Raw genomic sequence first — 13081 nt, 5'->3', positions numbered from 1 at the left:
TGTGACTCCCGCCCTGTCCGTCAGGCTCCCGGATTCCCGTCCCTATCGTTCCTGCCACTATCTTTCCAGTCCCATGGCCCGACGCGCCAGGGTGCGGCGCAGCGGACCCACCAGGTTCAGGCCGACGAGACCCGCCGCCCGGGCATGGGAGAGCACCGGATGGTCGAGGCCGAAAAGCCGGATCAGGCCGTCGCTGAAGCGGATGACGTCATCACGGTCACCGTCGCGGCGTCCCTCGAAGTCCTGCAGCACGGCGGGGCTCCCCGGTGCCTCGCCCAGCTCACTGCCGGCCTCGATGGCCGCCACCAGGTCCATGACCCCGCGCAGTGCCAGATTGAACCCCTGTCCGGCCACGGGATGCAGCGAGTGGGCCGCATTGCCGAGGACGGCCAGGCCCGGTCGCACGGTCTCCCGGGCCGTGATCAGCGAGAGCGGGTAGGCATGTCGGCGGCCGACCCGGCGAAAGTGCCCGACGCGGTCGCCGAAGGCATGCTGAAGCTCGGCCAGGAAGTCACCATCGGAAAGCGACAGGCGCCGACCCTCCTGGCCGCGCTCATGGGTCCACACCAGCTCCATGGCCTGGCCCGGGAGGGGCAACAGGGCGATGGGGCCCTCGGGGGTGAAGCGCTCATAGGCCACCCCACCGTGGGGGCGGCTGACCTCCACGCTGGCGATCAGCGCCACCTGGTCGTAGGGCCGCTCGCGGCTCTCGATCCCCAGGCGCTCCTTGAGCCCCGAACGACCGCCGTCGGCCAGCACCGTCAGGCCGGCCTCGAGCGCGCTGCCGTCGGACAGCCCCAGTCGGTACCCCTCGGCCCGGGGCTCGATCGCCTCCACCGTCGCCGGGCAGTGCCAGGCGAGCGGCAGCTCGCCCAGGCGGCCGTGCAGGACCCGACCCATCCAGGCATTCGGGATCACGTGGCCCAGCGCCTCGACGCCGAGCTCCGCGGCGCGCATCCGGGTCACGCCCAGGCGACCCCGCTCGCTGACATGGATGGTGCGGATCGGCGACGCCATCTCGGCCATCGCGTCCCAGACGCCGAGGGTCTCGAAGTGTCGCGCCGACCCGCTGGCGATGGCGCTGGCCCGGGCATCGAAGCTGGGCTGCCAGGGCTCGGCCAGCTGCCGGTCCAGCGGCGCCGCCTCGATCACCGCGACCTTGAGGCCCGTCCGCTCGACCTGGGAGGCCAGGGCGCAGCCCAGGCTGGCCCCCACCAGGCCGCCGCCGATGATGGCGATATCCACCCGCTCTTGCCGCGTCGAGGTCATGGTCACCGTCCTGAAGTTTCGTAACGTACATTACATAAAGGCATCGGGCGCCTTCCTCGCCCTGGTCACCCGGTGACCATCAGGGCCTCGATATCGGCCACCCGCTTGGGCACGGCCGAGGTCAGCACCTCGTGTCCCTCGGGAGTGACGGCCACGTCGTCCTCGATGCGGATGCCGATGCCCCGGAAGGCCTCGGGGAGATCGTCGTCGGCGGGCACGTAGAGCCCGGGCTCCACGGTGAGCACCATGCCGGGCACCAGGGTGCGAGGCTCGCCCTCGCGGCGGTACCCCCCCACGTCGTGCACGTCGAGGCCCAGCCAGTGGGAGGTCGAGTGCAGGTAGAAGCGCTTGTAGCTGCCGTCGTCGATGCGTGCCTGGACGTCGCCCTCCAGGAGCCCCAGGGCAACGAGACCGGCGGTGAGGTCATGCACCACGCCTTCGTGGATCGCCGCCAGGGTGACGCCGGGGCGGACCGACTCGACGGCCCGCTCCTGGGCGGCCAGCACCACCTCGTAGAGGGCCCGCTGGGCCTCGGTGAAGCGACCGTTCACCGGGAAGGTGCGCGTGATGTCGCCGGCATAGAGGTCGAACTCGGCGCCGGCATCGATCAGCACCAGCTCCCCGTCCCGAAGGGGGGCGTGATTCTCGATGTAGTGCAGCACACAGGCATTGATGCCGCCACCGACGATGCTGGCATAGGCCGGGCCGCTGCCGCCCTGCCAGCGGAACTCGTGCTCGAGCTCGGCCTGGAGCTGACGCTCCACCAGGCCGGGGCGGGAGGCCCGCATGGCGCGCACATGGGCCCGGGCGGAGATCGCCCCGGCATGGCGCATCAGCGTAAGCTCCGCCTCGCTCTTGACCAGGCGCTTCTCGTGGATCAGCCCGGCGACATCGGCGAAACCCGTCGGGGCCACCGCGCCGCGGCGCGCACGCGAGGCCAGCTCGCCGCGCACCTCCTCGGCGAGCGCCAGGGCGCCGGCATCGTCCAGGGGGAGGTAGAGCACCTCGCGGCCATCCAGCAGCTCGGCCAGCCGCGCGTCGCGCTCGGCATTCTCGAAGGCCTGGTCGATGCCGTGTTCGCGCACGGCGCCCTCGGCGCCCAGGCGCAGGCCCGTCCAGGCCTCCAGCTCCGGGTCGCGATCCTGGCAGAACAGCACGCTCTCGCCGTCCTCGCGGCCGGGCAGCAGCAGCAGCAGCGCATCCGGTTCGGGATAGCCGGTCAGGTAGTGGAAGTCGCTGTCCTGTCGGAAGGGGAACTCGCTGTCCCGGGAGCGGGTGACCAGCGAAGCCCCCGGCAGCAGCACGGCGCAGCCGTCGGGCAGTCGCGCCATCAGGGCCCGACGGCGGGCGCGGTACTCGTCATTGGTGATCGGGGCGGGGCGGGGCAGGATCACGGGGTGCATCACGGCTCCTGGGTAGGGGGATGGGAGGACCGGGTCAGTGGTGCGTCGGCTCGTCGACCTGCTCGACCTGGGGCTTGCCGGGGTGCTGCTCGGTGTAGAGCAGCATGGCGGCCATGCGGGCATGCTCGGTGAGCGCGAAGAGGTCGTTCTCGTTCTCGGGGCTGTCCTCGAGGTCGGTCTCGATGGAGGTCAGGCCCTCGAGGTCCTCCAGGGCCTCGCGCAGGGCCGCCGACCAGGCTCGACGCGGCTCGTCCCCGGCATCGGCCACCACCTCGAGGAAGCCCAGGGTCCACTCCTGCAGGCCCTGGGCCCGCTCGGCGAGGGAGAACAGCTCGTCGGGCAGCAGCGGCTCGAAGTTGAGCTCAGCCGCCGAGAGGGCGTCGAGGGTCTGCCGCCGCCAGCCCAGCAGCCGTTCGGCACTGGACTCGTCGCGGGGCTGTTCGACCCCGAGGCTCAGGCAGACCTCCTCCAGCCAGGCCTCGGCGGTGATGTCGTGCAGGGCGAGGGAGGCGCAAAGACGACCGTCGAGGAAGGCCGGCGACTGCATGCTGCCGTGGAGCAGGAAGGTGTCGGCGATGGTCGAGAAGTCCTGGCGCTCGTTGATCAGTGACATGGCAAGATCCGTTGGTGGGGCCGCCGGGCGCGTTGACCGCCCGCAAACGGCTCTCTTATAGTGACTGGCATTCATCTAGAGGCCTTGATGTTAACGCATCGGCCCCTCGTGACGCGCATCTGGTGTGCACCCCCCTGCCACTGGCCCTTGCCGGAGCCTGCCATGACCGAGCCTACACGGCCGACCACCGAGATCACCCTCCTGGAGCGCAGCTACTCCATTGCCTGCCCCCCGGAGGAGCAGGACAAGCTCGAGCGCGCCGCCCGCTACCTGGACCGCGCCATGCAGGGCATCCACTCCCGGGGCCGGGTGATCGACCGCGAGAAGATCGCCATCATGGCCGCGCTCAACATCGCCCATGAGCTGCTCGAGGCCCTCGATGACCAGCGCGCCGGCGAGGCGAACCTCAACGCGCTCACGGCCCGCCTCGAGAAGGCGCTGGACGACGTCCCCACGCGCGGCGCCGGCGGGTAATCATCCCTTTGGCCCCGCCGGCGCCTCTGATAGGATGTAGGGGTTCCCTGGGGTGTTTGCCAGTCGTTATCGTCCCTCGAGCCTATGCGCAGTACCCAGGGGGCCAAATGCTAGCCGAACCCGTGTGCATGTCCGTGCGTCGGAAAGCCTGACGGTTCGGCTGCGGCCACCCACCTTGAACCACTGGGTTCAAGGGCCAGAACGACAGCGGCACTCTGGGGAACCCTCATCCGACATGACGCTCATGCAGGATACCGCCGCACCACCCCCGACCGACGATGACCGTCGCCGGCTGAGACGCGAACTGCGTCGCTGCCGACGCGAGCTCACGCCCCGACAGCGCCAGCAGGCGTCCGAGCGACTCTGCCGACGGCTTCGCCGTCTTCCCGAGCTCCAGCGCGCCCGTCGCGTGGCCCTCTACCTGCCCAACGACGGCGAGATCGACCCCACCCCCCTGATGCAGTGGCTCGAGCACCGCGGCAGCCGCGTGCACCTGCCGGTCCTGAAGCCGCTCTCCCGCAACCAGCTGTGGTTCGTGCACTACCACACCGGCACACCCATGGTGACCAACCGTTTCGGCATCCCCGAACCCGAGACCCGTCATGGGGCACACCGTGCGCGGCGAACGCCGGCCTGGGCCCTGGACCTGATCCTGCTGCCCCTGGTGGGCTTCGATGATCACGGCCAGCGCATGGGCATGGGCGGCGGGTTCTACGACCGCACCCTGGCCTTCACCCGACGGCCCGGGCCGAGACCCCGGCTGATCGGCCTGGCCCATGACTGTCAGCGGGTCGCAGCGCTGCCGGCGGCCCCCTGGGACGTGCCCCTGGATGTCATCGCCAGCGATGCTCGACTGATTCGTCCCTGAGCACCTAGGTGCCCGCATACGACGACGGCCGATGCAGAAGCATCGGCCGTCGTCGTCAGGCATCGACCGGCAGGGTGATCCCCCGCCGTCATCGGGAGGCCTCAGCCCCCGCCAGCGCCTGGGCATAGCCGGTCGCCACGACCCCGATGCAGAAGACCAGCACCAGGGCCATGACCAGATCAGGCTTGCGCTTCATTGTGGTGGACTCCCTTGATGACAGGACCTCGAGGGTCCGTCGAGGACGTTGTTATGGTGTCGCCACGGCGTCCGTGACAATGCCATGACTATAGGGCTCGTGCCTGCGTATGACAACCAGCATACTTCGAGCGTTACATTTCTCAACACTCTGGCGACCCCGGCTACACGGATAGTCAGCGCTCACTCGCATGCGCCGGGCTCGCCGGGCGTCAGGCCATGAAGAGCCGATACGCCGGATTGTCGCTCTCCTTCCAGAAGCGATAGCCGATGGCGTCGAAGTACTCCTCGACGTGGGTGCGGTCGTCGTTGGGCACCTGCATGCCGACCAGCACCCGGCCATAGGCGGCCCCGTGGTTACGATAGTGGAAGAGCGAGATGTTCCAGTCATGGGGCAGGTGGGTGAGGAAGTTCATCAGCGCGCCGGGGCGCTCCGGGAACTCGAAGCGGTAGACCTCCTCGTCGAAGTGCTCCCGCGGCCGGCCACCGCCCAGGTGGCGGATGTGCAGCTTGGCGAGCTCGTTGTCGGTGAGGTCCTCCACCGGGTAGCCGGCGTCGCGCAGTCGGTCGATCACCGCCTGGCGATCCTCGCCGCCGGGCTTCACCTGGACCCCGACGAAGATGTGGGCATTCTCGGGGTCCGCGTAGCGATAGTTGAACTCGGTGACCATGCGCTTGCCGATGGTGCGACAGAACTTCTTGAAGCTGCCGGGTCGCTCGGGGATCGTCACGGCGAGGATCGCCTCGCGCTGCTCGCCCAGCTCGGTACGTTCGGCGATGTGCTGCAGGCGATCGAAGTTGGTGTTCGCCCCGGAGTTGATGCAGACCAGCGTCTGGTTCTCGGCACCGGTCTGCTGGATGTACTTCTTCAGGCCGGCCAGCGACAGCGCCCCCGAGGTCTCGGCGACCGCCCGAGTATCCTCGAAGATGTCCTTCACCGCGGCGCACATCTCGTCGGTGTTGACGGTGATGACGTCATCGATCAGGTCGCGAAGGATCGAGAAGGGGATTTCGCCAATCTGCGCCACGGCCACGCCCTCGGCGAACACCCCGACCTGGTCCAGCACCACGCGCTCGTCGGCCGCCAGCGCCGCCTTGAGGCAGGCGCTGTCCTCGGATTCCACGCCGATCACCTTGATCTCGGGCCGCAGGTACTTGATGTAGGCGGCCATGCCGGCGATGAGGCCGCCGCCGCCGACCGGCACGAAGATGGCGTCGATCTCGCCCCCATGCTGGCGCAGGATCTCCACGGCGATGGTGCCTTGCCCCGCGATGACGTCGATGTCGTCGAAGGGCGGGATATAGGTGTAGCCGTGCTCGGCGATCAGCTCCTGGGCATGCGCCGCCGCCTCGGCGAAGGCATCGCCCTTGAGCACCACCTTCGCGCCCCGGGCCCGCACCGCCTGGACCTTGATCTCCGGGGTGATGCGCGGCATGACGATCACCGCCTTGACACCCATCAGCTTCGCCGCCATGGCCAGGCCCTGGGCATGGTTGCCCGCGGAGGCGGCGATCACGCCCTTGGCCTTCTGCTCATCGTCGAGCTGGGCCATCTTGTTGTAGGCGCCACGTATCTTGAAGGAGTAGACCGGCTGCAGGTCCTCGCGCTTGATCAGGATCTGGTTGTTGAAACGACGGGAAAGGAAGGGGGCCGGCGAGATGGGGGTTTCCCGGGCGGCCTCGTAGACCCGGGCCTGGAGAATCTTCTTGACGGTAGCTTCGAGCATCCTGATATCCCAGAAGTGACGCGAGGGGCACCGTGAACGGCGCCGCGAGGAACCCTTATTGGTAGCATTCCGGCGGCCGTGGCGTCCAGCATCCATCGGCGCCATGGCCTATAATGGCGCCGCATTCGCCACCCACCAGACAGCGAGCACGACATGACCCAGGACGAACTCAAGGACGCCGTGGCCGCCGCCGCCATCGACGAGATCCGCCCGCACCTCGGGAACGATATCGTCATCGGCGTCGGCACCGGCTCCACCGCGGACCGTTTCATCGACCGGCTGGCCGAGCTGCGCGGCGACTTCCGCGGTGCCGTGGCCAGCTCCGAGGCCAGCGCCGAGCGCCTGCGTGGCCACGGCATCGATCTCTACGAGCTCAACGAGGTGGGGACGGTGCCCGTCTATGTCGATGGCGCGGACGAGGTGAATGCGCACCTGCACATGATCAAGGGCGGTGGCGCGGCCCTGACCCGCGAGAAGATCGTGGCGGCCTGCGCCGAACGCTTCATCTGCATCGCCGACGGCTCGAAGAAGGTCGCCACGCTGGGCGACTTCCCGCTGCCGGTCGAGGTGATTCCCATGGCGCGTTCCTACGTGGCCCGGGAACTGGTCAAGCTGGGGGCCGATCCGGTCTATCGCCAGGGCGTGGTCACCGACAACGGCAACCAGATCCTGGACTGCTTCGAGTTCATGATCGAGGACCCGGTCGCCATGGAGGCGCGCCTCAATGCGATCGTCGGCGTGGTCACCAACGGGCTCTTCGCCGCCCGGGGCGCGGACCTGCTGCTGCTCGGCACCGACCGGGGCGTGGAACGGCTGCTGCCGGCCTGACACTCGCCGCGAAGTAAGCTTTCACTCCGGCTTCAGGAGCCTCTCCAGGCCCGCCAGGGTCCGCTCGAGGGCCCCCCGGTTGGCGGTCACCACGGCGCGTCCGGCCTCGGCCAGACGCCGACGCGCCGGCGCGTCATCGAAGAGTCGCACCAGGGTGTCGGCCAGCGCCTCGGCATCGGCCACCTCCGTCAGGGCGCCTGCCTCGCGCATCACCTCGGCCACGTCGCTGAAGTTGGCCAGCTCCGGGCCGGTGAGCACCGGCACGCCCATCGCCGCTGGCTCCAGCAGGTTATGGCCGCCGATGGGCACCAGGCTGCCACCCACGAAGGCCAGGTCCGCCGCGCCATAGAGCGCCAGCAGCTCGCCCATGGTGTCCCCGAGGTAGACGGCGGTCGCGTCCCGAGGCCACTCGTCGCGGGAACGGCGAGCCACGGCGAGGCCCGCCTGGCGGCACAGCTCCGCCACGGCCTCGAAGCGCCGGGGATGGCGCGGCACCAGCACCAGCAGGGCCTCGGGCAGGCTCCGTCTCAGGCGCGCATGGGCGTCCAGCAGCCGCTCATCCTCGCCCGGGTGGGTGGAGCCGGCCACCCAGACGGGCCGTCGCCCCAGCCGGTCACGCATGCGCTCACTCACCGCCCGGGCCTCGTCGTTGACGGCGAGGTCGAACTTCAGGCTCCCCACCACCTCGCTCCGTTCGGCGGGCATGCCCAGGTCATGGAACCGCCGGGCATCGTCCGGGGACTTGGCCGCCAGCCAGGTCACATGCCCCAGGGCATCCTTCATCAGGGGACCCAGGCGGCGGTACCCCCGGAAGGCCCGGGGCGAGAGCCGGCCGTTGACCACCCCCACCGGCACCTCGGCCCGGTCGCAGGCGGCCAGCAGGTTGGGCCACAGCTCGGTCTCGAAGAAGATCGCCAGGGCCGGGCGCAGGCGGGTGACGAAGCGGCGCGCGGCGCCGGGGAAATCCAGCGGCACGAAGTGATGGCTCACTTCGCCTGCAGTCCTTTCTTCACCTGGGGTCTTTGACAACGCCAGCACCCGCTGGGCCCCGGTGGCGGTCATGGTGGTGACGACCAGGCGATGGCCAGGCCAGCGTTCAACGAGCGCCGCGATCAGCGGCCGGGCGGCCTGCACCTCGCCCACCGAGGCGCAGTGCAGCCAGATGACCCGCTCCTCCTCGCGGGAGCGAGGGATGAGGCCCAGCCGCTCACGGCGATCGCGTCCGGGGAGCTGCTCGCGCCAGACCCTCGACCAGACCAGCGGGGCAAGGAGATAGAGGGCCGCCGAATAGGCTCGGCGGGCCCAGGGGGGCGAGACCGCCATCAGGTCTCGCGGTCGAGGATGGTGGAGATCATCGCAGTCGTGGAGACGCCGTCCTCGAAGCCCAGCACCTTCACCTCGCCCCCCGCCTGGCGCACGGCCTCGCCGCCGGCGATATCCTCGGGCCGGTAGTCACCGCCCTTGACCAGCACGTCGGGCAGCACGGCCTCGATCAGGCGCTGGGGGGTGTTCTCGCCGAAGGGCACCACCCAGTCGACGGCGCCCAGGCCAGCCAGCACCTGCATGCGCCGCACCAGGGGGTTGATGGGGCGCTTGGGGCCCTTGAGGCGGCCGATGGAGGCGTCGTCGTTGACGGCCACCACCAGGCGGTCGCCGAGACGGCGGGCCTGCTCCAGGTAGGCGACATGGCCGGCATGCAGGATGTCGAAGCAGCCGTTGGTCATCACCACCCGCTCACCGCGGGCCTGGGCGGCGCGCACCGCCTCGATCAGCGGGGCCTCCTCGATGACCCCGAACTCGGCCAGCTTGTCGCCGTGCAGGGCGGTATAGAGCTCGGCGATGGACAGTGTCGCGGTGCCTGGCTTGGCCACCACCAGGCCGGCGGCCAGGTTGGCCAGGGTCATCGCCTCGGGGAAACCGTGCCCGGCGGCGAGGGCCAGGCCCAGCACGCCGATCACGGTGTCGCCGGCACCGGTGACGTCATAGACCTCGCGGGCCCGGGTGGGCAGGTGCAGGGGATCATGACCCTCGCGGATCAGCGTCATGCCCTTCTCGCTGCGAGTGATCAGCAGGGCCTCGAGCTCGAGCTCGGCGCGCATCGCCTCGCCGCGGGCGGCGAGCTCGGCGTCGTCCCGGCAGTGGCCCATGACCGCCTCGAACTCGCCCAGGTTGGGGGTGATCACGCTGGCCCCGCGGTACCGCCGGAAGTCGCTGCCCTTGGGGTCCACCAGCACCCGCTTGCCGGCACCCCGGATCAGCTGGATCAGCTCCTCGACCCGGTTCAGGGTCCCCTTGCCGTAGTCGGACAGGATCACCAGGTCGCAGTCGGGCAGGGCCGCCTCGACCTGGGCCAGCAGCCCCGAGGTATCGACGTCGCCGAGGCCCTCCTCGAAGTCTAGACGGATCAGCTGCTGGTTGCGGCTCATCACCCGCAGCTTGGTGATGGTGGGAATTCCGGGGCTACGCGCGAAGCGAGTGTTCACTCCGGCATCCTCGAGCCGGGACACCAGCCGGTCAGCGTTGTCGTCGTCCCCCACCAGGCCGGCCAGGGCGGCATGGGCCCCGAGGGAGGAGATGTTGAGGGCCACGTTGGCGGCGCCACCGGGGCGGTCCTCGGACTCGTCGACCCTGACCACCGGCACTGGGGCCTCCGGCGAGATACGCGAGGTGCCCCCGTGCCAGTAGCGGTCGAGCATCACGTCGCCCACCACCAGCAGGCGGGAGTGCTCCAGGGCGGTCAGGTCAAGCTTCATCGGGGGACTCCGTCTCGATGGGGGACTCGGATTGGGCCAGCAGTGCCTCGAGGCGGTCGATCACGTCCTCGGCACGAATCAGCGACATGGCATCGGGATGGCGGACCCGCTGGCCCCAGGGAAGGTCCGCGGGTGACTTGTGCAGATAGGTGCGCACGGCGTCCGGGTAGCGGTCGACCACGAACGCCCGCCACAGGTAGGGGCCCGCCCGGTCGGGATTGGTCGTGGCGTAGAGCCCCACCACCGGGGCCCCCAGGGCATTGGCCATGTGCACCGGCCCCGAATCCGGGGCGATCACCGCGCGGGCGTCCCGGATCAGGGCCAGCAGCCCCTTGAGCGAGGTGTCGCCGATGACGTCGGTGACCACCTCGGGGGGACAGAGGGCCCGGATGCGCTCGCCGAGCTCGCGCTCCTGGGTGCTGCCGCCGCCGGTCAGCACCGTCGTCAGGCCGTGCTGGCGCCAGGCATGCTCGATCACCGCCGCATAGCCCTCCGCGGACCAGTTGCGGAAGTTGCGCAGCCGGGGGTTGGCGCAGGGGCTGATCAGCAGGTAGGGCGCCTCCCCGGTGATGCCGCGCGCCTCCTCGACGGCGGCCTCGGGCACCGGCAGATCCCAGGTCAGGGAGAGATCCTCGACGCCCAGCAGGCGCGCGAAGTCGAGGTAGGAGTCGAGCACGTGGGCGTGCGGATGGGGCGCCAGCTGCCGCTGGGTGAACCAGTGCTGGGCATCCTTGGCGCGGGCCTTGTCGTAGCCCACTCGCAGGTCGGCCTTGAGCCCGAGGGAGAGGACGCTGGCGCGCAGGGCCTGCTGCATGTGCAGCAGCAGGTCGAATCGGGTATCCGAAAGCTCGCGCCACAGGGCCCGCATGCCGGCAAGCCCGGTCGACTTGTCGTAGACGACGAACTCGACCCCGGAGAGGCCCGCCAGTAGACTGTGCTCGCCCTTGCCGACGATCCAGGTGATCCGCGCCTCGGGCCACTGGCGCTGCAGGGCACGCACCGTAGGCACCAGGTTACAGACATCACCCAGGGCGGAGAGGCGCAGTACGCAGATGTGCTGGGGCCGGTCGGGCAGAGGATGCTTCATGCGGTTGGCAACGTATCGAGCGGGAAAGACTTGCATTCTATATGATGCGGACAGTTTATGTGACGCCGGCCGGCCGCCACAAACCGCTGCGCCCATCACGCCTGACTGCTTCGAGCCCGACCGCTGGCGTGAGGCCGGCCGGGTCACCGGCGAGGCCCCGGGCCGCGGCGCCAGCCTCTTCCTGGATGCCGGTGAGGGCGCCGAGTGGGTCCTGCGCCCCTATCGCCGCGGGGGACTGATCGCCCGGGCGAGCGACGCCCGCTACCTCTGGACCGGCCTGGAACGGACCCGGGCCTTCCGCGAGTGTCGCCTGACCGCCCACCTGCACGACCGCGGCCTGCCGGTGCCCCGCCCGGTGGCGGCCGGGGTGACGCGCCATGGCCTCACCTACGAGGCGGCCCTGATCACCGTGCGGATTCCCGGCGCCCGTGCCCTGGCCGATCTCCTCGTGCGACAGCAGGCCGATGACGCCCTGCTCGACCGGGTCGGCGCCACCGTGCGCCGCTTCCATGACGCCGGCCTCGACCATGTCGACCTCAACGCCCGCAACCTGCTGGTCGACCCGAAGGGCGAGGTCTGGCTGATCGACCTGGACCGCTGCCGACTGAGGCGGCCCGGCCGGTGGCAGGAGGCCAATCTCGCGCGCCTGCAGCGCTCGCTCGAGAAGTTCGACGCCGCCGGCGCCATGGCGGCCATCCGCCGCGGTTACGACAGGGCGTCGGCGTAGACTGCCACCAGGCCTTCCACATGGCGCTCCAGGGTGAAGTGCGCCTGCACGCGCCGGCGTGCCGCCTCCCCCAGCCGCCGCCTCAGCGCCTCGTCGCCCGCCAGCTCGGCCAGGGCCTCGCCCCAGGCCGCCGGGTCGTCCGGCGTGGCGAGGCGTCCCGTCTCGGCGTCGACCAGTTCGGGAATGGCCCCGCTGTCGCTGCCCACCACCGCCTTGCCGGCGGCCATGGCCTCGATCACCGTGAGCCCGAAGGCCTCGTTGCGTGAGGGCACGCAGACGATGTCCAGCGCCTCGAACAGTCGCGGCAGGTCGCGACGGAAGCCGGCGAAGCCGATCCGGCCCTCCAGGCCCAGCGCGTGGATCCGGGCGCGCAGTTCCTCCACGAAGGCCTCGTTGCTGCCCTCGGCGGCGCTCAGCCCCCCGACCAGCACCCCGTGCCAGGCCAGTTCCGGCCGATGCTCGGCCAGCCAGGCCAGCGCCTCGACCCAGCCTCGCTGCCCCTTGCCCGGGGTCAGTCGCCCCGCCAGGCCGATCGCCACGGCGCCCTCGGAAAGGCCGAGGGCCTCGCGCATCGCGGCCCGTTCGTCGTGGGAGAAGCGCGGGGCGTAGGGCGCCGGGTCGATGCCCAGGTAGAGGCGCTGGATGCGTTCCGCCGGCAGGGGGAAGGCCGCCACGTTGCGCGCGCGGGTCGCCTCGCTGATGGAGAACACCCGGGTGACGCGGCCATAGGCCCAGCGGTGATAGGGATCCTTCTTGGGTCGGGTGACGCCCATGTGGTCGGTGAAGAAGAGCCTCAGCGACGGCCGCAGGGTCACCAGCAGGGCGCCCAGCCGCAGGTCGCTGGACTTGTGGCAATGCAGCACGCGGATCTCGTTCGCCTTCAGGTAGGCCAGCAACCGACCCAGCCCCAGCAGCGCCCGGCCTCGCGAGGCGACGGTCAACGGCGTGATGCCGGCCGCCTCGAGGCTCTCGGCCACCCGGGAACCGGCCAGGGCCAGGCCATGGGCCTCCCACCCCTGTCGCCTCAGCTCGGGTATAATGCGTGACGGATACATTTCCAGTCCGCCCCAGCCGTTCGAGAGGCAGATATGCATGACCTTTCGGGACACGAAGGTCTCCTTCATTGCGGTTGCGGGG

12 protein-coding genes and 1 other RNA gene are annotated in these 13081 nt (G+C 70.1%); 5 read left to right on the top strand and 8 right to left on the bottom strand.

Annotated elements, in window-relative coordinates; genetic code table 11:
• Positions 1-57 precede the first annotated feature (57 nt).
• The 3 genes from ubiH to BOX17_RS08120 all read right to left on the bottom strand — a co-directional run bounded on the left by ubiH (position 58) and on the right by BOX17_RS08120 (position 3285).
• Positions 58-1269 carry a 2-octaprenyl-6-methoxyphenyl hydroxylase gene (gene ubiH / locus BOX17_RS08130; RefSeq protein WP_071943446.1) on the bottom strand — a complete coding sequence of 404 codons (1212 nt, stop codon included), beginning with the start codon at positions 1267-1269 and terminating at the stop codon, positions 58-60.
• A 65-nt stretch (positions 1270-1334) separates the two neighbouring features.
• Positions 1335-2672 carry a Xaa-Pro aminopeptidase gene (pepP, locus tag BOX17_RS08125; protein WP_071943444.1) on the bottom strand — a complete coding sequence of 446 codons (1338 nt, stop codon included), beginning with the start codon at positions 2670-2672 and terminating at the stop codon, positions 1335-1337.
• Positions 2673-2706: 34 nt separating this feature from the next.
• Positions 2707-3285, bottom strand: coding sequence for a UPF0149 family protein (locus BOX17_RS08120; protein ID WP_071943442.1), 579 nt, complete (start codon positions 3283-3285; stop codon positions 2707-2709).
• A gap of 162 nt (positions 3286-3447) precedes the next feature.
• On the opposite strand from BOX17_RS08120, the gene BOX17_RS08115 reads away from it, so the two are divergent.
• The 3 genes from BOX17_RS08115 to BOX17_RS08105 all read left to right on the top strand — a co-directional run bounded on the left by BOX17_RS08115 (position 3448) and on the right by BOX17_RS08105 (position 4627).
• Positions 3448-3759: a cell division protein ZapA gene (locus BOX17_RS08115; RefSeq protein WP_071943440.1), complete on the top strand. Its 312-nt coding sequence runs from the start codon at positions 3448-3450 to the stop codon at positions 3757-3759.
• Positions 3760-3800: 41 nt separating this feature from the next.
• Positions 3801-3985, top strand: a non-coding RNA gene (gene ssrS / locus BOX17_RS08110) — 6S RNA.
• Between the two features lie 9 nt (positions 3986-3994).
• Positions 3995-4627, top strand: a complete 633-nt coding sequence (locus BOX17_RS08105; RefSeq protein ID WP_071943438.1) for a 5-formyltetrahydrofolate cyclo-ligase — start codon at positions 3995-3997, stop codon at positions 4625-4627.
• Between the two features lie 407 nt (positions 4628-5034).
• On the opposite strand, the gene ilvA is transcribed toward BOX17_RS08105, so the two are convergent.
• Complete coding sequence (gene ilvA / locus BOX17_RS08100; RefSeq protein WP_071943436.1) at positions 5035-6549, bottom strand: threonine ammonia-lyase, biosynthetic; 1515 nt, start codon at positions 6547-6549, stop codon at positions 5035-5037.
• Between the two features lie 153 nt (positions 6550-6702).
• On the opposite strand from ilvA, the gene rpiA reads away from it, so the two are divergent.
• Positions 6703-7377: a ribose-5-phosphate isomerase RpiA gene (gene rpiA, locus BOX17_RS08095; RefSeq protein WP_071943434.1), complete on the top strand. Its 675-nt coding sequence runs from the start codon at positions 6703-6705 to the stop codon at positions 7375-7377.
• 21 nt (positions 7378-7398) lie between these two features.
• Here rpiA and waaA read toward each other — a convergent pair whose 3' ends face one another.
• Genes waaA through BOX17_RS08080 form a run of 3 tightly spaced genes read right to left on the bottom strand, consistent with a single transcriptional unit; the run spans position 7399 to position 11217 of the window.
• On the bottom strand, positions 7399-8700 hold the full coding sequence (waaA, locus tag BOX17_RS08090; protein ID WP_071943432.1) for a lipid IV(A) 3-deoxy-D-manno-octulosonic acid transferase: 1302 nt from the start codon (positions 8698-8700) through the stop codon (positions 7399-7401).
• Entirely contained in the window at positions 8700-10130 is a 1431-nt protein-coding gene (hldE, locus tag BOX17_RS08085) for a bifunctional D-glycero-beta-D-manno-heptose-7-phosphate kinase/D-glycero-beta-D-manno-heptose 1-phosphate adenylyltransferase HldE (RefSeq protein WP_071943430.1), read from the bottom strand. Before hldE ends, waaA begins: the two co-directional genes overlap by 1 nt.
• Positions 10120-11217, bottom strand: a complete 1098-nt coding sequence (locus tag BOX17_RS08080; RefSeq protein ID WP_071943428.1) for a glycosyltransferase family 9 protein — start codon at positions 11215-11217, stop codon at positions 10120-10122. The genes hldE and BOX17_RS08080 overlap by 11 nt, the downstream gene beginning before the upstream one ends.
• On the opposite strand from BOX17_RS08080, the gene BOX17_RS08075 reads away from it, so the two are divergent.
• Positions 11216-11944 carry a 3-deoxy-D-manno-octulosonic acid kinase gene (locus BOX17_RS08075; protein WP_071943426.1) on the top strand — a complete coding sequence of 243 codons (729 nt, stop codon included), beginning with the start codon at positions 11216-11218 and terminating at the stop codon, positions 11942-11944. The genes BOX17_RS08080 and BOX17_RS08075 overlap by 2 nt on opposite strands.
• On the opposite strand, the gene BOX17_RS08070 is transcribed toward BOX17_RS08075, so the two are convergent.
• The gene (locus tag BOX17_RS08070) at positions 11923-13053 is read right to left on the bottom strand and encodes a glycosyltransferase family 4 protein (protein ID WP_244272275.1); all 1131 of its coding nucleotides are present in this window, start codon (positions 13051-13053) and stop codon (positions 11923-11925) included. The genes BOX17_RS08075 and BOX17_RS08070 overlap by 22 nt on opposite strands.
• Positions 13054-13081: the final 28 nt, after the last annotated feature.

Origin of the sequence: Halomonas aestuarii, from assembly GCF_001886615.1 — a bacterium.
GTDB classification, from domain to species: domain Bacteria; phylum Pseudomonadota; class Gammaproteobacteria; order Pseudomonadales; family Halomonadaceae; genus Halomonas; species Halomonas aestuarii.
The sequence above is the reverse complement of the archived record's forward strand: the minus strand, read 5'-3'. Positions and strand labels throughout refer to the sequence as shown.

Bases quoted from the DNA above. Each gene is read 5' to 3' on its own strand.
- BOX17_RS08115 (WP_071943440.1), top strand. From the start codon at position 3,448: ATGACCGAGCCTACACGGCCGACCACCGAGATCACCCTCCTGGAGCGC.
- BOX17_RS08075 (WP_071943426.1), top strand. From the start codon at position 11,216: ATGCGGTTGGCAACGTATCGAGCGGGAAAGACTTGCATTCTATATGAT.
- BOX17_RS08105 (WP_071943438.1), top strand. From the start codon at position 3,995: ATGACGCTCATGCAGGATACCGCCGCACCACCCCCGACCGACGATGAC.
- BOX17_RS08080 (WP_071943428.1), bottom strand. From the start codon at position 11,217: ATGAAGCATCCTCTGCCCGACCGGCCCCAGCACATCTGCGTACTGCGC.
- BOX17_RS08120 (WP_071943442.1), bottom strand. From the start codon at position 3,285: ATGTCACTGATCAACGAGCGCCAGGACTTCTCGACCATCGCCGACACC.
- pepP (WP_071943444.1), bottom strand. From the start codon at position 2,672: ATGCACCCCGTGATCCTGCCCCGCCCCGCCCCGATCACCAATGACGAG.
- ilvA (WP_071943436.1), bottom strand. From the start codon at position 6,549: ATGCTCGAAGCTACCGTCAAGAAGATTCTCCAGGCCCGGGTCTACGAG.
- hldE (WP_071943430.1), bottom strand. From the start codon at position 10,130: ATGAAGCTTGACCTGACCGCCCTGGAGCACTCCCGCCTGCTGGTGGTG.
- rpiA (WP_071943434.1), top strand. From the start codon at position 6,703: ATGACCCAGGACGAACTCAAGGACGCCGTGGCCGCCGCCGCCATCGAC.
- waaA (WP_071943432.1), bottom strand. From the start codon at position 8,700: ATGGCGGTCTCGCCCCCCTGGGCCCGCCGAGCCTATTCGGCGGCCCTC.
- ubiH (WP_071943446.1), bottom strand. From the start codon at position 1,269: ATGACCTCGACGCGGCAAGAGCGGGTGGATATCGCCATCATCGGCGGC.